The organism is Bacillus sp. BPN334, assembly GCF_008368885.1.
Classification (GTDB): Bacteria; Bacillota; Bacilli; order Bacillales; family Bacillaceae_G; genus Bacillus_A; species Bacillus_A wiedmannii.
In genome coordinates this window covers 1-20,554 of the sequence record NZ_QOZW01000003.1, presented here as the reverse complement: position 1 = coordinate 20,554, position 20,554 = coordinate 1, and the positions used below count along the sequence as shown (strand labels likewise).

Here is a 20,554-nt window from a genome sequence, read left to right as displayed (position 1 = left end):
TGATGATATTGTATCAGTTTTTTGTATTTTCTGCACTTATTTACCTCCTAAAAATTCTTTCATTTCTTTATACGTTTTTTAACATAAATACCCATAAGAATGTTAACGATTGTTGTAACTCGATAGGTAGTTGACCTAGCATCTTCTCATTTACTCCGCGCTTATATACACCGATGCCATCTACAACTTCAAAACCTTGTTCTTTCGCTAACTGTTCAAACTCCCAAGGCATCATCGTATTACAAACAACGTCTTTGCCATATAAACGAGGATAACTGTTCTCTCGAGGCTTTGCTGTCGGTCCTAAAATTGCAATACATGCATACCCATCTCTTTTTAAAACGCGCTTTATCTCATTTAATGCCCGTAATGGCTCCTCGGTCCATTCTAAAGAATTAATTGCCATAATTGATTCAAATTGCTCATTTTCAAATGGTAAGTAAGAAAGATCCCCTTTTATAAAAGATAAATTCGGTCCTTCTCCACGCTCCTTCCCTTTTTGAATCATCACTTCTGATAAATCTACTCCAACTGCTTTATAGCCCGCGCGACTTAATTTATATGTACCGTATCCATCACCACAACCAACATCGAGCACTTGAGCTTCTTTTTTCACGTATTTTTCAAAAAATGGAATAATTGTACTCCTACTCCCGCTGTCCCACATCTCTTGACTATTTTGAGTCCAAAATTCTGCACTACTATCCCATTTTTTCTCTGCTGATTCATGCCAATTAAATTTCGTCATACATTCCCCTGCCTTCACGTTTTATCACTCATTTCATTCTACATCATTTTCCAAAATTCCTGTTTATCTTCACTAGGAGATGTACAAGCTAATAATGGAATCTTTATTCTCCAATTTTTGCTTTACTTGGGTTTAACTCATACTCATGTTCTTCTCTTTATGTAAGATACTATAGGTACACCCAATTGAAAGAGAGGGATGTACATGCGAAGAAAGAGAAATCATCATTTTAAAAGTGGTGAAAAAAACGAAGAGTATGCAGCTGAAATATCACCAGCTGGCATACCAATTAGACATAAGCGTAAAGAAATTGCAAATGAAATAGAAGGTACAAATACCGGTGCAATGGTAGGCTATGTCGCTTTATTTCTTTCGCTTTTCTCAATTGCATTTTATCCGGTTACACTCGGCTCTCTTGCGATTTTAGTCGGCTTATTAGCTGTCAATTTCGGCGCAAGAACACTTGGATATACAGCAATTGGTTTTGGTAGTTTTTCTGTTTTATTTACTTTACTCTATCCGCTTGCTTTGTCAGCGTTTTAAAAAAAACACACCAAGTTATACTTGGTGTGTTCATTCGTGGTACAACATAATATGACCGCATCCACAACAATGTTTCGCTGTAATTTCTTGAAACACTGGATAATTCTCTTCATCCCGATGCTCAATAAACACCTTTTCAAATCGATACATATTTGGTGCATATGCCCAATCTTGTTTCGTCCGTGCATACAAAGTTGAGGAAAAAAACTCCTCACCACCGCAAACGATACATGTATTCTTCATCACTACCCCTCCTATGCTTGTCTTACTTCATCTATATGAACATAAGCATAAAAAAAAGACCTTCTATTACTAGAAAGTCTTCTCTGAAACAAAAAGAAATGTACCAAACATTCCTACTCCGCTATATTCTTTCGTAACACCAGCTTCTGTTTTAAATGTTTGCTTTGCAGTCATAAAGAATACACCATTTCGTGCATCTGTACTTTCAAATTGTAATTTTTCTTTTTTACCATCTACATTTTGTGTGCATTCAAAACTACTCTCATCACATTTCAATGCATACTTATCCTCTACATATACTTTAAAATCCGATTCTTTCGGACAAGTAATAAGTAAAATCGCTACGAGAATAATACTTACAATACCCACAATTGTATAATATTTCTTCATTTGTACTCCTTTCAAATGACAAGAAAACTTGACTTCATGCGCCAAGTTTTCTTAGTCCACAACCCATTGCCATTCTTGTTCTTTCTTATCAAAAATGAGCCAACCTGTCTCTGTTGCTTCTGCTTTCAATTCATCAATATTATCTAGTACCTCATCCGTGCTTTCATACGAACCAACTACATATACCGGAATTTCAAGACCTCTTCTTGACTCAATTTTCCCTGCTAGATCAATATAAAGACCATCCTCCATTAATGGAAGAAGCCCCATGATCACTTCTTTCGAAATTGCTGGGAAAATTTTTGATTTTTGGAACAAAGAAAAACGTTTCTTACCGAAAGCACCGAGTTTATAAGGAATGACTTTACTTAACATCCCTACAAAGTCAGCAATTCTACGATAATACACTTTGTTGTACCATCCATCATCATGTGAAAAATAAACAAATCTATTTTTCAATAGCGGAAAGAATGTTCTTGCAAGTGGTTCTTTTTTGTGAGCCAAATATAAAAGCTCTGCAATTTCTTTTGGCTCTAATTCATCTAAATCGCTTGCATCATCAAAATCTACCCAACAAAATTCATCAAATTCATCAATCTCTGCTTGAATTAGCTTATGTATATTTTCTTCCTCAACATATTCAAATAAAGTATGATAATGAAAATCTGTCCATTCAAAGTTATGCTTCAAAAGCAACACTTGATGAAGCGGTGAAGGGATGTTACTTGCAAACTCTTTAAACGTAATTCCTGATGTAATAAAACAATGACCCCGACGATTACCATTAATATATATCATATTCTTTACTTGGTCAGATCCTCCAGACAAAGCACCTAGCCACCTTCGTTTTATATGTTTCAATTCTATAGCATATTTTAACATGAAAAATTTTAGAAACATAGAAAAAAATTCAAAAACTATTTACAATTTCATGTGTTTTATTACATAGTGATTACAAGAAAAAACACCTGCTCGTGAGCAGGCGTTTTTAAAGGATTTCATCTGGGTTTTGAGGGTGATGATTTCCCTCTTTCTTTTCATCTTTTTGGAACATCGATTGAATTTTATCAATTGTTTGTGGAGCTAATTCAATCATTTTTTCTGCTAAATGTGTCGCATTTTGTAGATGCAGAATATTTACTCCATCTTTATTCACTACAAGAAATGCTACTGGTGTAATAGAAACACCACCCGCGCTACCGCCACCAAATGCAGGGTTACCGTTCGCTCTTTGTCCATCATTCGTTTGGAAATCAGAACCTCCTGCTCCAAACCCGAACGCTACTTTAGAAACCGTTAACACCACACCACCGTCAGCCGTTTGAACAGGCTCTCCAACAATCGTATTTACATCGACCATTTCTTTTAAATTTTCCATTGCCGCTTTCATTAACCCTTGAATTGGATGATCCACCGTTCATAACCTCCTTTGTCATATCTTTCCTAGTTTTTCCGAAAGTTTGTGAACTAAACATAAAATTTTATATTGATTTCAAAAATATTTTTATAATCTCAGCAAAAACAAAAAAATGCCCTTGAATTGTATGGATGTCTCTAACAATTCAAGGGCACTTCACATTAAATAACCTTTTTTATTTATTCTCCTACTTAATGTTCTCACTTCAAAGTCATAATTACCTGTCTTTCAACAAAACCAAACTCTTCGTACATCTCTTTCGCAAAATTCCCAGCAAATACATTCAAACGAATTTCTGAAAACGTCTCCTTCAACTCCTTAATACCAGCTTCCATCAGTTCTCTCGACAGTCCTTTCCCGCGATATTCTGGAAAAACGTATAGCTCATATATAAATCCAAGTTTTTCACGAGAAAAATAGTCTGCATTTTCCCCTATTAATATCCACCCCATTACATTGTTTTCTTGTTTAACGACTAAATAATATGCTCCCTTTTCTACAATCGGCCTTGTAATTTCAATTGCTTTCTCTGTACTTAACTGACAATTTCCCCTCGTTCCTTCAAAAAGCGATTGAGCTGCATATTGTATTATTTCGTCCGTTTCTTCCCGATTCGCCTTTTCTATCATTTTTCACAACTCTCCTCTTTAATAGGCATTAATATTGCTCGTTCAAGTTCCTCCGACTCAATCACAATTGCCATCAATCCCTGTTCCGTACTCGTTTCATGAGATTCGTCCTTCTCCCAAAACACAGCTTGTCCCGCTTCCACCTTCACTTTTTCTTTATCTGCTCCGCATACATATCCTTCTCCGTCCACAATAAGAAGCAGCTGTGATACAACTGCTTCATGATATCCAATTATTCCATTCTCTCGTAAATGCATAGCACCAATATGTACATTTCCTTTATGGTTTAATATTTTTGACATTATGAAATTAGATTAAAATGCTGAGATTTTCTTTCCCACTTTTTCACTAAAATCAAAAATTTTCATTACTAGTCCTCCCTATACGTATAAAACCATCCTTACTGTCTGCATCATATGTCCTTCAAAATCTTCTTCAAATTCCTCTAATTGAGCAAAACCTTTCGCTTCATAAAAACGTTTTCCTTTTTCATTCGCTGCTTCTACATGAATGTATAGTTTCCGAATTCCTTTTAATTCCGTTAACCCTTTTTGTAATAAAGCACTTCCTACCCCTTTCCCTTGCTGATCTGGTAACAAATAAATCGCTCCTAATTCTGCTTCGTTTTGCAATCTAACGGGTGAAAAATTCGCAAAGCCAATTACTTCTCCCTCTTCTTCCGCAACGAATAAATGTGTATTTTCAAGACGATATTTCATTTTTTCATCAGAATAAGCCTCATCTAAGAAACTGTCTTGAATCTTTCTCGGAATAATGTCTTCGTATGTATCATGCCAAGCTATTTTCGCTACTGATTGTACAGCGTGAATGTCTTCTTGCTTCATTTCTCTAATTACATATGTCATCTCGTTGTCTCCATTCTCTTAAAATTATATTCTGCTAATATACTAGAAGAAATGGCAGAACCATTTTCATAATTTACTTTAATTAATTTTAATTTCTCAATGGAAGCTGTTGCATGATCAAATTTTTCATAAATATATTCCATTGCAATTAAAAACTGATTTACATGTAACTTATTTGCAATTGTACAATGTGGAACCCATTTTCCTGGCACATAATATGAATTTAAATTATCATGAAAAATTTTAAAATTATCATGATAAGAATGATGAAGTTTTAACAATTCATCTGTAATGGTCGGTGCTAAAAAGACCGTTCCGTTAGTAGGAAAAATTCCAACAGAAGGAAAAGTTACCTCAGCCATATTCTCTTGAACAGCTACAAACACCTCTAATTTCTCCTTATATAAATGAACGTCTAACTCATGGTAATCAGCTAATGTAATATGAGGTTCTACTCCTGCTAATTGATTCGTGCCAATGATATTTGTTATTTCATTTTGCAATTCTATAATTTTATTAGTAAACACACGATCAAATGTAGCAATAATAGCGTACATACTTCCTCACCCCTTCGTTACATATAGCGCTTCCCATTCTTCACGAATCATACCCATTCTAATAGAATCATAGTATGTTCCGTTATAATAACGGCATTTGCGCATTCTACCTTCTAATGTCATTCCTATTTTCTCCGCTACTTTCATCATTCGTTTATTACCAGACCAAGTCGTGATTCCTACCCTACCAATTTCCATCTTTTCAAATATTAAATCTCGATATAACGTTAACGCTTCTGTACCGTAGCCACCATTCCAGTAATTTGGATTATAAATAACAAGCCCCATCTCCAACCAACGCGTCAGTTTATGCTCCCAATAAAACCCGATTGTCCCTATAATTTGGCCGTTATTTTCTATAATTAATTTAGATAGAGGTTCTTCTTTTAAACGAGTTTGCATCTTTTCTTTATAAGACGGGTATTCTTGCATTGAAAACGGAAAATACGGTGCATCCCATTTTTTCCATTCTGGATTTTCTTCTTTAAATACGAGACTCCATAATGTTTTTATATCTGATTCTTCAATTGTACGAATTGTAACTTTATCCCCTTTTACTCTTACGTTTTGCATAATTTCCTCCTACACTCCTCTTTATTTCATATATAATTATAATATTTTTTCAGAAAAATCAAAACAAATATCCTTTATTATATTGTATAATTTTGTTATAAGATACCAATTATTCATGTGGAAAGCTGGTGATTCAATGAATAATCGATTTAGTATTACTTTATTTCTCACTATTATTACAACAAATATTATTCTCTATTTCTTCTTACCATTACGTATTGTTACAAAATGGGACTTCAATGGAACGCCTACATCAACAATGGATAAAAGCACTTTTGTTATCGTAAATATAATTATTTGTTCCTTCTTATTCTTTTTATTTTTAGCTTTATTTAAAGCAGCGAGTAACCAGAAATCTCCCCTTTGGATCGGCAACACAATTTTACTATTTTTATTTTTTGTCGATATTGTCATCGCTCTCATTGCTCTTGGCTTCGCACTCCCTCTTGATCATTTAATATTTTTAGCATTAGGGCTTTTATTTATATTAATAGGCTATTTCAGTTCAAAAATTGATACGACTAAATCAACAATTTCATTGGAATGGAATGATAAGCATCTTGAAAAAAGAGCTTCAAATATTTGTAGTATTTCAATGATGATAGCAGGTATTTTCCTAGCCGGGCTTCCATTTATCATTCCTGCTCCGTATAGAGGTTATGCTATACTCACAATTTTTTTAGGAATGACGCTTGTCATTTTACCGAGTACGATTTACTTACTTCTGAAAGACAGTAAACAATCTACTCATTTAAAAAGATAATAAAAAAATAGGAGGCTCCATACCTCCTATTTCATCTTTTCTATCTCAACTAAAATACCTTTCTCTATCCAGCCTTCTACTCCATCTCTTTTAATTAAATCATATCCTGAGCAGCTGCCATCAATGAGAGAAACAATGTCCCCTTTTCTTACGCTTATTTGTGCACAAGAAATATCGGTTTTCACTGTGTATTCACCTGTCTCAAGTTGCCTAATATATTCATTTTTCACAGAGAGTAATTTATTCGTTTCCTTTTGCTTACATATTGTATAATCTTTCATCTTCTCCATAGGCTCTATGTAATAGTACGGATAGGTCACCCCGCCCTGCATTGATGTGTTCGCATTAAAATCAGCTATTACTTCATACTCTGGAAAATAGTCTACATATGTATAAAAAAACGTATCCCTTCCACTTTCCCTCTGAATGATAAATGCGTTTAATTGTCCTGCTTCTTTAATCGCATTTCCCCCATCAATCGCAATAATCTTTTTCTCCTCATCAATAACTGGATTGTTAGACGGTGCCTTGTCTGAATAGTTTACAACAGGCCAATGACCGACAACTACATACTTATTTGCTCTATGTGATTTATTGAAAAACTCTGGCATTGCTATCGCATTTTTGCGCTCTGTTTCTTTCCAATCTTCTTTATCATCAAGGCCAGCATGTACAAAAATATAATCTTCTGTTTCAATCGCTGTTGGTAATTCTGTTAACCACTTTATTTCTTTTGAAAAATGACCCATCAATATGTTTTTCACTTCACAAATATCACTTTCTTCATTAACGGTAACACTCAATTCCGCTAGCCACTCATTAAAAATTGTATTCTTTCGCGTACATAAATAATGTATTAGCGCGGGATTTTCATTTACAAGTGCTTCAACTACAACTTCACAATTCCCTTCAATTACATAAACGTTTGGCTTGCTAACTACTAGATCCATCACATAGTTTACGACGCCAATGCTATTTCTTCCTTTCTCACAAAGATCACCATTAATAATTAAATAATCCTCATCTTTAAAATTAATTTTATGTAGTAGTTCATTAAAAAGATTTAATTCTCCATGAATATCAGAAATAATGATGACTCTTCCATCATTTGGTATAGATAATTTCTTTATTTTTTCCAAGTATAAACGCTCCTAACATTCTCCAAATTCAATATTCCCTTGTTATTTTCTAATATTCGACAAATTATATTACTGGACCTGTTGCTAGCTCAAATCCAGAAAAGAAAATAGGTTCCATATATTTTTAAACATGGAACCTATTTAATATTATAGCTCTTTATAAAAAGAATAGCTTACCTTATCATAGCCCTCTCTTTCATAAAAACGATGTGCATCCATTCTTTGAAACGCAGATGTAAGAACGATAGAGCTGCACCCTTTTTCTTTCCCCCATTTTTCTACATATGACAGCAGAACTTTACCATATCCTTTTGATCTGTGTGCTTCCGCAGTTACAAGATCATATACGAAAACATGTTTCTCATTATAAAAATTCGTACAAATCGCTACACCAGCTAGACTAACTGCTTCATCCTCTTCATTACGTAGCGAAAATAGTTTATAATTCTCTTCTTTCATTTTTTGAAACAAAGAACTTGCTTCTTCTCTTGAAAGTTTCGTTCGTAACTGCTGTAATACGGGAAATACATCATGTAAATCCGCTTCTGTTACTACTTCTCTAATATTCATTTTGATTCTCCCCTTACTATTTATAAAATTTTCTAAATGTTATATCATCATTATAGAAAGCCACTGCCCTTAGCTTAAGTGACAGTTTTATTCTTTTTTATAAGGCCAGTATGAAAAGGAGCGTCCACGAATGGATCTGACTATCCCATTAGTATTACAAAGTAAAACACCCCTTTACTTACAAATTTATGAATATATGAAACGAGAAATCTCTCATGGGTCACTATGTGCCGGTACACGCCTTCCTTCTCACAGAAATTTAGCTATGCAACTTAATGTGAGCCGTATTACAGTGGAATCCGCTTATCAACAATTACTAGCTGAAGGGTATGTAGAAAGCAAACCGAAACGTGGGATTTTTGTTGCAGAAGTTGATATTGATGTCATTCAAAAGAAACAGCAAATTGCGTCAAACAGTGCTAACAATAAAAAAGACGAACAATATGATTATGATTGTAGTCAAGGACTTATTGATCAAAAAGCTTTTCCAATAACAAACTGGAAAAGAGCAATACACGAAACTTTATTTCAGTATGAAAATGAATTATTTGCTAAGGAAGATCCACAAGGTGAGCTCGTTCTACGAGAACATATTTCAAAGTATTTATATCATGCTCGCGGGGTACATTCTTCACCTGATCAAATTATTATTGGAGCAGGTACGCAGCCTCTTCTTTGGCTACTACTTCAACTACTTGGTTCAAAAAAGGAATTCGGAATCGAAAACCCTGGATTTCACCGTATTCCTGCTATGATTCAAAGTTCTGGTCTTACCGTTCACCCCATCCCTTTAGATAATAAAGGGATTCATATTTCCGCTTTACGTGAATCGGGTTGCAATGTAGCGTATGTCACTCCATCTCACCAATTTCCACTTGGAATCATTATGCCGTTATCTAGAAGACTCGAGTTATTAAAATGGGCGAATGATTGTAAGGGCTATATTATTGAAGATGATTACGACGGGGAATTCCGTTATATAGGAAAACCTATTCCTTCTTTACAAGGACTAGATGCAAATGAACGCGTTATTTATATGGGAACTTTCTCGAAATCTTTTTTACCTTCTTTACGAATGGGATATATTGTTTTACCACCTCATCTGTTAAGAGCCTATGAAGAGCTTGGTGGTATGTTTAAACAAACAGTTTCTACGCTGCAACAACTTACCTTTGCCACCTTTATTCAAAATGGTGATTGGGAACGTCATATTAACCGCAGTCGGACGTTATATAAAAGAAAACATATTTCTTTAATTAAATCTATTACAAACGAGATGGGAAATAACGTTCATATACTCGGTGAACAATCCGGACTTCATATTGTACTTCACGTTCATAACGGAATGAATGAACAAGAACTTATTCATGCAGCCGCAAAAGAACGTATTAAGTTATACCCTCTCTCCACATACGATTCTGTTCATAATGTAATGGATGAGTCGTATGTATTGCTCGGTTTTGGCAGTATTCCAGAGAATTGTATCGAAACTGTAGTTCAATTACTGAAAAAGGCCTGGTTCCCTAAATAAGAATAGCTCCACGCAAGTTATACTTACGTGGAGCTATTTTCATTCACTATTTTTCTGATCTCGCTGCCCTTCCCGGACGTTTGACACCAGTTGTTTCTGTTGAATAGGAAGCTTCAATGATAGCAGTTGGATCTACAGAGAGAACGAGATCTTTCATTTTTGGATAAATGAAACGGTTTGTAATACAATAAATGATTCTCTTATGTTCTCCTAAAAAACCACCTTCTCCATGTAGATACGTAACGGATAATTGCAATTCTTTCATAAGCAGATCGCCTATTTCTTTATTTTTACCAGAAATAATCATGACGCTCTTTCCTTGATTAATACCATCTAATATGAAATCAATCATCTTCGTAACAATATAGAAAATTGCTAATGAGAACATCGCTTGTTCGATTGAAAATAAAATCGCTACAAATGTGAAAATAACTGCATTTACAGCAAGTAAAAATGTACTAATCGGTACTTTAAAGTGTTTGTTCATCCAAACCGCTAACATTTCTGATCCATCTATTGCTCCACCCATTTTAACAACAATCCCAACGCCTATTCCAAACAGTACGCCACCATAAAGTACAATTAATAGTTCAGAAGTCGTAATCGCTGGAAATGGTTTTAAATAGATTAATCCGAGTGTTGTAACTACATTTGCATAAGATGTACGGATGAAGAACTTCTTCCCCATTACTTTTGCGGTAAATAGCAGGATAGGAATATTAAGTCCTAAAAACACTCCGTAAAGCGGTAATCCAGCAACTTTATTTGCCATAATAGCAATGGCCGTTACCCCGCCATCTACTAATCCATTAGGTGCTAAAATAAGCTCTAATGAACCCGCTACAATAATCGATCCAATTGTTAATAATACGTATTCAAATACTCTTTTCATTCATTACCCCCAAAACTTATGTATTTTCTTAGTATTATTTTAACGTAATTTTACTACTGATTCAAAGATATGAGTTTATATACACAAAAGTTTCACCTTTACAGTGATTTTTTATGTAATTTATTTATAGAAACACACTTACATATTACAGTAAGTGTGCTCCAAACATTTATTTAAGTTTTGAGTATGAATTCATTTTCATTTTTAATATTTCATCAACTGCCCTATTATACCCACCAGCATTTCGAAGTGACTCTCCAACTTTACGACTATTTTCTTTAAACGTTACATCATCCATTACTTTCTCTACAGTCTCACGTAACAATTCAGAACTTAATTCTTTACGATTAATCCTTATTCCAGCCCCTACTTCAGTCACTCGTTGCGCAACTAAAGGCTGATCTCCTGTTACAGGAATTACAACTAACGGGACACCGTAATATAGTGCTTCACTCGAACTATTCATACCACCATGTGTCACGAATACATCAGCATGCTGTAATATTTCTAATTGCGGTACGTAATTATACAACTTAAAGTTATTCGGAATGTTTTCAAATTGATTTATATTTATCCTCTTACCAACTACTAATACGACTGTCGCTTCTACATCTTTAAACGCTTCAAAACATTTTTCATATAGTTCAGGTTGTTCATTAAAAACTGTTCCCATAGAAATGAAAATCAATTTTTCATCTTTTAAATCTTCCATAGAAAAGCTGTCTACTTCTTTTCGAGTAGCAATTGATGGGCCGACAAACTTATACGATTCATCGAATACATCTGAACGCGGCTGGTATTCTTTTGAAGTATATACGATAGTAATATCACCAGGATGATTCATAATATCATACATACTTTTACATTTCATTCCATACTGCCTATTCCATTTTTCCATTCCCGCTAAACAAGATTGATATAATGGATTCGTTTCATCTACTTGTCTTGATTCTTGTTCATCATTAAAAGTAATGTACTGATTAAAAGCAAATGTTGTACAAGAAGAAACGCTAGGTAATTTTAAAACATTGGCTATAATACTTCCTACGGGAAAATGATTATCGTATATCAAGTAATCGTACTTTTCTCCTTTTGTTTCTTCTACAATTTGAGTCACAATACGCTCTGATGCCTCAATCATATGAGATAGCATCGTCAAAGGACTCCCACCTTCATTTACTCGTTCCATAATATTAATTTGAGAGAGGAAATTCTCAAACACTCGGAATTCTGCACCTGTTGCTTCAATCTTCTTTCTATAATCTTCAATACAATACGAAACAACTGTCTCCCCTCGCCGAATTAACTCACTTACAATAGCTAAAGTCGGATTTATATGACCTTCTCCAGGGAAATTTATTACGAGTACATTTGCCATCATATTCTCTCCTATCTAATATTATTAATAATTAATTATATTAATTAATTTAAAACTATTATAAAGGAATCTATTCTATTTCTTCACATTTTTCTCTTCATTTTATTATTGAGAAATATTTTTCATAACCAACATTATAATTCTTATAAAAGAGCGCTTAACTCTTCATTTACTGAAAATAAGAGATTTACATTCGGGTGTTTTTACAGATTTATCATCAGAAATATTATTTTGATAATTCATACAAAAGTAGAAAAATATAATTTCCACACTGATTTCTCACTATAAATTTATTTAAGTTCTATGTTGTCCCTATCATTATCCACTTGGAACATATTCTGTTATATAATGAATTTATAGAATTTACAGAAAAAGGAGCGTTTTTATGCTACAACAACTATTCACTTCACCTATTTTATCTGTCCAAACTTTACACCCAGGTTATGAAGACCATGCAAGCGATGTGTTTCTTGTTAAAACAGCAGCTGAAGAAGTTATTGTTCGTTCCTCAAAAATAACGGAAGAGCCAAACAATGATTTTTGGTGGGGATGTAAAAACCTATTTGGAATTGACCCAAGGAACGTACATCATTTAGAAGCTGTACATACATTGTTGCTAGCACATACTAATCTTCCTATCCCCGCAATATTAGAAAAACATATTTTAAATGGTCGTGAGTTCGTTGTAGCCGAAAAGTTAGTAGGTAACACAGTTCAATCTTTTATCGGGCAACCAGATTCTATTTTATTCAATCTAGGAAAAGGGCTTGCAGAAATACATAAATTTAAAACCGATTACATAGGAAATGTACCAGGCTCATTTCAAGTTACACTAGATGAATTCCAATCACACATTTTGAATGTGAGTAAAGAGATTGTGAATATGTTTTATTCCGATAATGAAAGCATACAAAATGCATTTCCTACTTTTGAATCACAACTTTCTTCCTTACCAGCACCAAAGGAATCAACGCTCGTTTTAATTGATATGGACCCTACTCAGTTTTTATCAGATGGTACAACTATTACGGGATTAGTAGATACAGAAGCCTACGCAGTTGCTCCCCGGGAGTTTGATTTTATCGGCTTAGAATATATATTTACTGAAAAAGAGGCTCATGCTTTTAAACAAGGTTACGAAACCATTATGCCCATTCCCCGTCTTGAAGAATGTAGACATCCCTATCGATATTTGTACCGATTATTATCTGTTCAGGGCAGCGTGGAGTTAGAAAAGTGGCTAAGTCATCCAGTCTATTTTTAAATACGAATGAGAGGGATTATGAAATGAATATTGAACAAAAGAAATCTTTAACAGCAAATGCAATTCAGCAAATGAAAGATTTAGCTCATATTTGCGGGGAATACGATCAAATTGATTATTCGTCACATTTACATATAAACTTTTTAACTGCTCGTACTAATGAAGAGATAAATGATTTTCTACTTTATGACGATACTCAATTAATCGGTTCATTAAGTATGTATGACTTTGAAAGACCGACAAAACTGGAGTTAATAGGGTTTGTTCATCCGAACTATAGGAAACAACATATAGGCACTACTCTTTTACAAGCTGCAATAAAAGAAATACGAATAAGAGAGGCAGATGAAGCTCTTCTTATTACGAATGGAGATTCTATTTCCGGGAAAGAATTTGCAAAACATATGAAGTTACCTTATTTATATAGTGAATATAGTATGGAGTTCAAAACAAAAGAAGTACAAAAAACACCAAAGCATACTATACAGCTTACTCTTGCCTCTTCAGAATCACTTCTTGATCTTATTGAAATTTCCAGTAAAGCTTTTGGAGATTCAGCAGAAAATACCGCTATATGGTTACAAAAAATGATGAATTTACCTTCCCATCAAGTTTACAGTGCCCTTATCGACGAAAAAGTGATAGGAACGATTACGGTTTCTGAGCAAGAACAATCTACTACACTATCAGGATTCGCCGTTCATCCTTCTTATCAAGGTAAAGGATATGGTAAAGATATTCTTAGTTATATGGTACATACCCTTATTACAAAAGGAGTTTCAACAATTGAATTAGACGTCGAAACGAAAAATAACAATGCTTTAAAACTATATACACAATGTGGTTTTGAAATGAAAACGAAGCATGACTATTATAATGTAATGAATCTTGAGGTGAATACATATGTGTAAAAAACTAATTTATTCTGATTATGATATTTTCGCATCCATTTATAATAAACATTGGGGGCATTATGCTGAACACTCCTATCTACTTTTGGAAAAAATCGTTTTACAATATGCACCACCACATTCTCATATTTTAGATCTTTGCTGCGGGACTGGTCACCTTACTAAGAAATTAATTGATAATACTTTTGTAGTAACTGGTATAGATGGTTCTGCTCAAATGATTGAATACGCACGTCAAAACGCGCCGGATGCAACCTTTATCGTCGATGATGCTCGTTATTTCAATATAAATGAACAATTTCACTATGTTATCTCTACTGGCGATAGCTTAAACCATATTTTAAAATTAGATGAATTAATAAATGTTTTTCGTAATGTTTACTCCGTATTACATAGCAAAGGTACATTTGTATTTGATATGAATATGGAGAAAGGTTTTCTTGAAAATTGGATTGCTTCATTTCATATTTCAGTGGAAGAATATGTATGTACGATTGATTCTACCTATGATAACGAAAATAAAAAAGCAGAAATGAACTTTATACTATTTCAACATGACATAGATAATACTTGGACAAGAAGTGACTTTTCTTTTGAGGAAGCTTGTTATTCCGATGAAGAAATAATTTCTTCGTTGGAATCTGTAGGTTTTAAGAACATTCAATTACACGGTACAAATAGAGCATTTTTCATTTGTCAAAAATAAAAAAACTGAATCATAACGATTCAGTTTTTTCTTAGTATATTTACGACAGCAGCCGTTTCATTATTTTCTTTATAAACACGCGGGATTCTTCTGTCTAACATACATGTAACTTCATAGTTAATTGTACCTAACATATCCGCTACTTCTTCTACCGCAATTTCTTCTTCACCTTGTTTACCGTAGAATACTACTTCGTCCCCAACTTGTACTGGCATTGCTTTTGAAACGTCTAACATGAGCTGATCCATACAAACACGGCCAATAACAGGTAATCGAACTCCATTTATTAATGCATGCCCTTTATTAGATAACTGACGATTATAGCCATCAGCATAACCAATCGGTACAGTTGCAATCCATTCTTCACCAGTCGTTACATACGTATTCCCATAACTTACACCGCGATTCTTCTTCGCATGTTTAATATGAGCTACTTTTGATTTTAACGACAACGCAGGCTGTAAAGAAACGACTGCATGATCTACCTCTTTTGAAGGATACATTCCATATATTCCAATACCTACACGAACCATATTTTGAAATGTATTGCTAAGCTCCATTGAACCTGCACTATTTGAACTATGAATATATGGAATATGAATTCCTAATTCTTTTGCTGCATTGACAGCTTTCTCAAATAAACTTGTTTGCATATTCGTATATGATTTATCAATTTCATCTGCCGTAGAGTAATGTGTAAACATTCCTACTACCTCTACATACTCCATACGGTTTAATTCTTCTAAAAATGGTTTAACCTCTTCTTCTTGTAAACCGATACGACTCATTCCTGTATCAATTTTCACCTGAATTTGCGCTTTCTTTTGAAGACGGTTTGCGATTTCATTTATACCTTGTAAATCTTCACTTCTATAAACAGTCATCATAACGTCATATTGAATTGCCTCTTCCGCCGCTGCTACTGATGTATAACCTAAAATTAAAATCGGCACGTTAATTCCTGCTTCTCTTAACTCTATCGCTTCATCTACAAATGCAACTGCAAGCTGATTTATTCCTACTTCAATAGCAGCTTTCGCAACTTCAACCGCCCCGTGGCCATACCCATTTGCTTTTACAGCAGCCATCATTGCAATATTTTCATCATTCACACGCTTTTTAAATTCTTTTACATTATGTTTTACTGCATTTAAGTCAATTTCAATAATTGTATCTCTTCCATATTTCAAACTCATTGGTCTAACTCCTAACTCAATAATTGCATTCCATTCTATTTCACGTTTCATATGACCTTTTACAATATAATACTTTTCAATATGCTAGTCAAACTACTAGAATTTTCGGAATTTTGAGTATGATATAATACTCTTAAGAAACTATTATATACGGAGAAGAGGAGAATTACAATGTTTGTACAATCTGCCTTGCATCAACTACAAGTTGCTGTTGATACTTCTATTCAAATGCTTAACCAATATAATGAAGATAGTTTAAAAATACAACCCATTCACGCAAAGCGATCTGTATTTGAAATGTGTGCACATCTTTCTCTTATTTGCCATGCAGATTTACTCATTTTAAATGGTATTACAGAAAAACAACTACATACTTTCTATAAAGAACAAACACCCGAAACAATTACGCAAATGCAACAAACGATGATACAGGGCTACGATTTACTTTCTAAAACTTTTTTATCCTATTCCCAAGAAGAATTAGCAGAAGTTATGACTGCCTATTGGGGTGTTTCTTATTCTCGGTTTGAATGGTTACTTGAAATTCTCTCACATTTTTATCATCATCGTGGGCAAGTTCATATTTTATTGTGCGAGCATATGAAAGATCCTCGCATTCCTTTATTTGAGTGATTTTCCACTCATTCATTATCCAATTTACATATCATCAAATACACGTTCATTATTAATAAATAGAGAAGCAATAAATCCAATAAAAAGTAACATTCCTAATAAAATAAACGTTTGAGTATAACTTCCTATTTTCATAAGATAAATAGAAATGAGGGGTCCTATACTAGTACCTAAAAATAAAACAAAGGTATAGATAGAAACTGCTATTCCCCTTGCTTTCCCTCCTAATTGGCCGACAAGAGCAACTAAAGACGGAACGGATATAGCAATACCAATTACAAAACAAACACTCATTATGACTAGAAGAGGCAGATACGAAACAAAGCCCATTGCACTTAGACTAAAAATAGCGACCAGCAATCCACCTTGAAGAACTTTCCTTACTTCGAACCTCTTCGTTAAACGACCCGCAATTGGTGATAGAATCATACCAAATAACCCCGCTAAGCGAAAATAAAGGATTTGTTCTGTAGTTAAATTGTAAGTAGAAGAGCTCAAATAATTTCCTAAAACAGTGTACATATTAACAAAAGCCATCAATAAAACAAACGCAATCATATAACTCAATACTAAGCTTTTATGTGTAAAGACTTTGCCCATCTGTTTAAACGGTCCCAAAATATCAGTATAGGATTGAGATATCTCCCCTTTCGGAAGTGAAAAATGAACCCATACAGCAGTAATCATGTAGAGAACGCTAAGAAGAAAGAACACCATATGCCATCCAAAATGTTGACTAACAACCGTACTTATTACCTGACCTACAATTCCAGCTACTAAAAAACCGGTACTAACAAATCCTATTGTTGTAACCTTTTTTTCTACTGGAAATATTTCTACAACGTAAGCTAACGCTACCGGAGAAAATGTAGATGCTGCAATACCCTGTAAGCCCCTAAAAATAACAAGCCACAATATACTATCCACAAACCCTAAGGAAAACGAAATAATCGACAGAGCAAGTAATCCAATGAAGATCACTTTTTTTCGCCCATATTTATCAGAGATTGCCCCAAATAACAAGCAACCTATAGCAAAGCCAACAGAAAATATACTGCCTGTAGCTGCAGATTGCGCTAGTGAAACATTAAAAAGGTCTGAAAATAGTCCAATTAAAGGGATTGTTACATATAAGCTAGACATAACTACCATACCCGACCAACATAATACAACGGTCATTATTGTGTAATTCTTTTCACTATTTATTTTCTTTCCTATTGCCATCATAATATCACTCCCTTATTACGATTTTTTCTATTTAAAACCTCTAAAGTACGCTTACTTATTTTAATTACATCGTAAAAAGTATGATTGCCTCTAAAGTTAGCTAAACATATAATAAGGTATACTAATTATATTCCCAAATAAATAAGTTGACCCTTATAATCAACTTATTTACCTACCTTCACCTAATTTCACCTGCATATTTACTTGCATTTTATTTAATAGCTTCTCTAAAACTTGACGCTCTTCTTGATTAAAGTCATCAACTAACGAAGCGCAAGATAACCAAAAGGTTGGTAAAGAGTGCGTAACTAGCTCTTTTCCTTTCGGAGTAATTTTCACTTTTAGTCTTCTTCGATCTTCAGAATGATGGAATCTTACGATTAACTCTCGTTTCTCCATCCAATCTAATAAGCCAGTGACAGAAGCACGTGTTATCCCTAATCGACTCGCAATATCAGAAGGACTCATATTCACTTCTTCCCCATTTGATTCCATTTCACGCAAAATAAACAACAGTAAAAAATCTAATTTACTTTCCGATATACCAAGCGGAGCTAAATCTACATCAACAGCATCAAGAACATTATCAGACGTCCATAACATTAACAAACCAAGTTTTGCTGCGATTGGATCCGTATCCGCTGATGCTGTCTTTTTTATTAACTCTGTATACGGCCCAATCCCTAAAGGAAGAGAATCATTTTTTGAACCCATTTATCTTCACTCTCCTTTCCCTTAGATTAATTAGCTTACCTAACTACTTTTTCATTATACTCACATTTTTACTTTTATTGCAAGAATATTGTTAAACAAAAAATCCTGTCATGAAAACAGGATTTTTCAAACTGACTAGCTATTATTTTTCAATAATACGAAACTCCTTTAAGGCAAAGGAAATACCACCTTCACTCGCCTTCTTTGTAACGAAATCAGCTTTTGTTTTTAGTACTTCTCCGCCATTCCCCATCGCAATTCCTAATCCTACATATTGCAACATCTCAATATCGTTTCCACCATCACCAAAAGCAATTGCTTCTGATTTACAAATGTTTAAGTGATCCAATACTTTTTGAATTGCGGTGAGCTTCGATACTTTATTATCTTCCAATACATTTATGACATAACCATGAAAACGGTCGAATGTAAGCATTGGGTATTTTTCAATAAATTTTTGAGATTCTATTTCATCCGCATACAGACATAAACAATAGATCTCTTCAGACAAATCCTTGCTTTTTTCAGGGTACTCCCCTAAATTTAACGTCTCGCTAAGCGCTTGCATTACACGCTCATTATCTGAGGCTATTCCGTTCATTGTAAAACCCTCAGTAAAATAAGAAACGCCGTGACCATTTAATTCTGCAAACTCTGAGATATCATGAACGATTTCACTGGAAAGTACTGATTTATGTATAACTGTTTCCTCACACTTAATATGTGCACCATTTGCAGAAATAAACGTATTTATGCCTAGTTCCTTAAATTGCGAACATAAACTATATGGTCTCCCTGTTGTAACAACTACGTGAATTCCTTTATCTATTAATCTTTGTATTGCTTCTTTTGTACTTTCGTGCATACTTCTATCAATCTCACTTAAAAGCGTACCGTCAACATCAAAAAACACTACTTTGTACATAGGTCTTTATATCCCGTCCAAATGATTCGTATCATTAATAAAATGCACCGTTTTTTGTTCACCATCAATTTCAATTAAGCTTATTCCCGTATCTCCCATTTTAAAATAATAATCCATTGAAATTGGCATTTTGAAAAACGCACGTAATAGACTATTTATTACACCACCGTGTGCAACGATTGCAATTCGGTCATATGTATTCTCTGTCACGATTTTAGAAAAGATTCCTTCTATTCTCATTCTAAATTCAATAAATGATTCCCCATTTTCAAAACGGTCATGAAGAAACTTTGGCTCTGGATATTTCTTTGCTTCTTCAAAAGATAAGCCTGCTTGCACTCCGTTATTAAACTCCATTAATTCCTCTTCTAGTTGAATTGGGCATCCAATTCCTTCAGCTAACGTTTCACCAGTTTCACGAGCACGCTTTAATGTACTTGCCCAAATGAAATCTGGTGGAAAATCTGCTTTCACTTTCTTTACAAGCCTTTGCACTTGCTGTCTTCCGATACGATAAACTTAACTAAATCTATACAATTCAATCAAATTTACACGAGTTAGTGCTTCATCGTGTTCTCGCAACCCCGAAGAGACGAGGGGTATAACACTCCACACGAGGCAGTATCGTTACCTCCTATTATCAAGCATTTATTTTACCCATCTTGATAAATTTATCGACGCATTTACATCCCTATCGTGATGGCTATTGCACCCAACCCAACACCACTCACGTATTTTT

The 20,554-nt window shown here is 34.1% G+C and carries 24 protein-coding genes and 3 pseudogenes; 7 read left to right on the top strand and 20 right to left on the bottom strand.

Annotated features, from left to right (window positions below):
* Positions 1–67: 67 nt before the first annotated feature.
* Positions 68–748 carry a class I SAM-dependent methyltransferase gene (locus DN393_RS01835; RefSeq protein WP_064473988.1) on the bottom strand — a complete coding sequence of 227 codons (681 nt, stop codon included), beginning with the start codon at positions 746–748 and terminating at the stop codon, positions 68–70.
* A gap of 204 nt (positions 749–952) precedes the next feature.
* On the opposite strand from DN393_RS01835, the gene DN393_RS01830 reads away from it, so the two are divergent.
* Positions 953–1,291: a hypothetical protein gene (locus tag DN393_RS01830; RefSeq protein WP_001253201.1), complete on the top strand. Its 339-nt coding sequence runs from the start codon at positions 953–955 to the stop codon at positions 1,289–1,291.
* 30 nt (positions 1,292–1,321) lie between these two features.
* On the opposite strand, the gene DN393_RS01825 is transcribed toward DN393_RS01830, so the two are convergent.
* The 9 genes and pseudogenes from DN393_RS01825 to DN393_RS01785 all read right to left on the bottom strand — a co-directional run bounded on the left by DN393_RS01825 (position 1,322) and on the right by DN393_RS01785 (position 5,966).
* Positions 1,322–1,534: a hypothetical protein gene (locus tag DN393_RS01825; RefSeq protein ID WP_000798747.1), complete on the bottom strand. Its 213-nt coding sequence runs from the start codon at positions 1,532–1,534 to the stop codon at positions 1,322–1,324.
* 69 nt (positions 1,535–1,603) lie between these two features.
* The gene (locus tag DN393_RS01820) at positions 1,604–1,924 is read right to left on the bottom strand and encodes a hypothetical protein (RefSeq protein ID WP_048540982.1); all 321 of its coding nucleotides are present in this window, start codon (positions 1,922–1,924) and stop codon (positions 1,604–1,606) included.
* Between the two features lie 51 nt (positions 1,925–1,975).
* Positions 1,976–2,752 carry a hypothetical protein gene (locus DN393_RS01815; protein ID WP_064473989.1) on the bottom strand — a complete coding sequence of 259 codons (777 nt, stop codon included), beginning with the start codon at positions 2,750–2,752 and terminating at the stop codon, positions 1,976–1,978.
* A 160-nt stretch (positions 2,753–2,912) separates the two neighbouring features.
* Entirely contained in the window at positions 2,913–3,338 is a 426-nt protein-coding gene (ytfJ, locus tag DN393_RS01810) for a GerW family sporulation protein (RefSeq protein WP_000349987.1), read from the bottom strand.
* Between the two features lie 203 nt (positions 3,339–3,541).
* Complete coding sequence (locus tag DN393_RS01805; protein WP_064473990.1) at positions 3,542–3,970, bottom strand: GNAT family N-acetyltransferase; 429 nt, start codon at positions 3,968–3,970, stop codon at positions 3,542–3,544.
* Positions 3,967–4,338 (bottom strand): annotated as a pseudogene (locus DN393_RS01800) (cupin). The gene DN393_RS01805 and the pseudogene DN393_RS01800 overlap by 4 nt, the downstream one beginning before the upstream one ends.
* Before the next feature lie 12 nt (positions 4,339–4,350).
* A complete protein-coding gene (locus DN393_RS01795; protein WP_064473991.1) occupies positions 4,351–4,836 on the bottom strand; it encodes a GNAT family N-acetyltransferase in 486 nt (161 codons plus the stop codon).
* Complete coding sequence (locus DN393_RS01790; protein ID WP_064473992.1) at positions 4,833–5,393, bottom strand: 2'-5' RNA ligase family protein; 561 nt, start codon at positions 5,391–5,393, stop codon at positions 4,833–4,835. The genes DN393_RS01795 and DN393_RS01790 overlap by 4 nt, the downstream gene beginning before the upstream one ends.
* Positions 5,394–5,399: 6 nt before the next feature.
* Positions 5,400–5,966: a GNAT family N-acetyltransferase gene (locus DN393_RS01785; protein ID WP_064473993.1), complete on the bottom strand. Its 567-nt coding sequence runs from the start codon at positions 5,964–5,966 to the stop codon at positions 5,400–5,402.
* A gap of 136 nt (positions 5,967–6,102) precedes the next feature.
* Here DN393_RS01785 and DN393_RS01780 point away from each other — a divergent pair, with 136 nt between their 5' ends.
* Complete coding sequence (locus DN393_RS01780; protein ID WP_064474004.1) at positions 6,103–6,729, top strand: DUF1648 domain-containing protein; 627 nt, start codon at positions 6,103–6,105, stop codon at positions 6,727–6,729.
* A gap of 26 nt (positions 6,730–6,755) precedes the next feature.
* Here DN393_RS01780 and DN393_RS01775 read toward each other — a convergent pair whose 3' ends face one another.
* Both DN393_RS01775 and DN393_RS01770 read right to left on the bottom strand, forming a co-directional pair.
* Positions 6,756–7,868 (bottom strand): metallophosphoesterase, encoded by a 1,113-nt coding sequence (locus tag DN393_RS01775; protein ID WP_064473994.1) that lies wholly within the window; start codon positions 7,866–7,868, stop codon positions 6,756–6,758.
* A 147-nt stretch (positions 7,869–8,015) separates the two neighbouring features.
* Positions 8,016–8,438, bottom strand: a complete 423-nt coding sequence (locus tag DN393_RS01770) for a GNAT family N-acetyltransferase (protein ID WP_064473995.1) — start codon at positions 8,436–8,438, stop codon at positions 8,016–8,018.
* 130 nt (positions 8,439–8,568) lie between these two features.
* Here DN393_RS01770 and pdxR point away from each other — a divergent pair, with 130 nt between their 5' ends.
* Positions 8,569–9,969: a MocR-like pyridoxine biosynthesis transcription factor PdxR gene (gene pdxR, locus DN393_RS01765; RefSeq protein WP_064473996.1), complete on the top strand. Its 1,401-nt coding sequence runs from the start codon at positions 8,569–8,571 to the stop codon at positions 9,967–9,969.
* Positions 9,970–10,015: 46 nt separating this feature from the next.
* Here pdxR and DN393_RS01760 read toward each other — a convergent pair whose 3' ends face one another.
* Entirely contained in the window at positions 10,016–10,861 is an 846-nt protein-coding gene (locus DN393_RS01760) for a YitT family protein (protein ID WP_000831975.1), read from the bottom strand.
* A gap of 169 nt (positions 10,862–11,030) precedes the next feature.
* Positions 11,031–12,239, bottom strand: a complete 1,209-nt coding sequence (locus tag DN393_RS01755; protein WP_149173271.1) for a macrolide family glycosyltransferase — start codon at positions 12,237–12,239, stop codon at positions 11,031–11,033.
* 385 nt (positions 12,240–12,624) lie between these two features.
* On the opposite strand from DN393_RS01755, the gene DN393_RS01750 reads away from it, so the two are divergent.
* Genes DN393_RS01750 through DN393_RS01740 form a run of 3 tightly spaced genes read left to right on the top strand, consistent with a single transcriptional unit; the run spans position 12,625 to position 15,120 of the window.
* Positions 12,625–13,503 carry a nitrate reductase gene (locus DN393_RS01750; RefSeq protein WP_088047474.1) on the top strand — a complete coding sequence of 293 codons (879 nt, stop codon included), beginning with the start codon at positions 12,625–12,627 and terminating at the stop codon, positions 13,501–13,503.
* Between the two features lie 23 nt (positions 13,504–13,526).
* Positions 13,527–14,414 carry a GNAT family N-acetyltransferase gene (locus DN393_RS01745; RefSeq protein ID WP_064473999.1) on the top strand — a complete coding sequence of 296 codons (888 nt, stop codon included), beginning with the start codon at positions 13,527–13,529 and terminating at the stop codon, positions 14,412–14,414.
* On the top strand, positions 14,407–15,120 hold the full coding sequence (locus DN393_RS01740; RefSeq protein WP_064474000.1) for a class I SAM-dependent methyltransferase: 714 nt from the start codon (positions 14,407–14,409) through the stop codon (positions 15,118–15,120). Before DN393_RS01745 ends, DN393_RS01740 begins: the two co-directional genes overlap by 8 nt.
* A 20-nt stretch (positions 15,121–15,140) precedes the next feature.
* Here DN393_RS01740 and alr read toward each other — a convergent pair whose 3' ends face one another.
* On the bottom strand, positions 15,141–16,316 hold the full coding sequence (gene alr, locus DN393_RS01735; protein ID WP_064474005.1) for an alanine racemase: 1,176 nt from the start codon (positions 16,314–16,316) through the stop codon (positions 15,141–15,143).
* Between the two features lie 171 nt (positions 16,317–16,487).
* Here alr and DN393_RS01730 point away from each other — a divergent pair, with 171 nt between their 5' ends.
* Positions 16,488–16,949: a DinB family protein gene (locus DN393_RS01730; protein ID WP_064474001.1), complete on the top strand. Its 462-nt coding sequence runs from the start codon at positions 16,488–16,490 to the stop codon at positions 16,947–16,949.
* 24 nt (positions 16,950–16,973) lie between these two features.
* Here DN393_RS01730 and DN393_RS01725 read toward each other — a convergent pair whose 3' ends face one another.
* The 5 genes and pseudogenes from DN393_RS01725 to DN393_RS01705 form a co-directional block, all read right to left on the bottom strand.
* Positions 16,974–18,173 carry an MFS transporter gene (locus tag DN393_RS01725; RefSeq protein ID WP_149173321.1) on the bottom strand — a complete coding sequence of 400 codons (1,200 nt, stop codon included), beginning with the start codon at positions 18,171–18,173 and terminating at the stop codon, positions 16,974–16,976.
* Positions 18,174–18,344: 171 nt separating this feature from the next.
* Entirely contained in the window at positions 18,345–18,890 is a 546-nt protein-coding gene (locus DN393_RS01720; RefSeq protein ID WP_064474002.1) for a MarR family winged helix-turn-helix transcriptional regulator, read from the bottom strand.
* A gap of 142 nt (positions 18,891–19,032) precedes the next feature.
* Positions 19,033–19,815, bottom strand: coding sequence for a Cof-type HAD-IIB family hydrolase (locus tag DN393_RS01715; RefSeq protein ID WP_103654985.1), 783 nt, complete (start codon positions 19,813–19,815; stop codon positions 19,033–19,035).
* 6 nt (positions 19,816–19,821) lie between these two features.
* Positions 19,822–20,322, bottom strand: a pseudogene (locus DN393_RS01710) (histidine phosphatase family protein); the annotation flags it as partial.
* A gap of 141 nt (positions 20,323–20,463) precedes the next feature.
* Positions 20,464–20,554, bottom strand: a pseudogene (locus tag DN393_RS01705) (RNA-guided endonuclease InsQ/TnpB family protein); the annotation flags it as partial.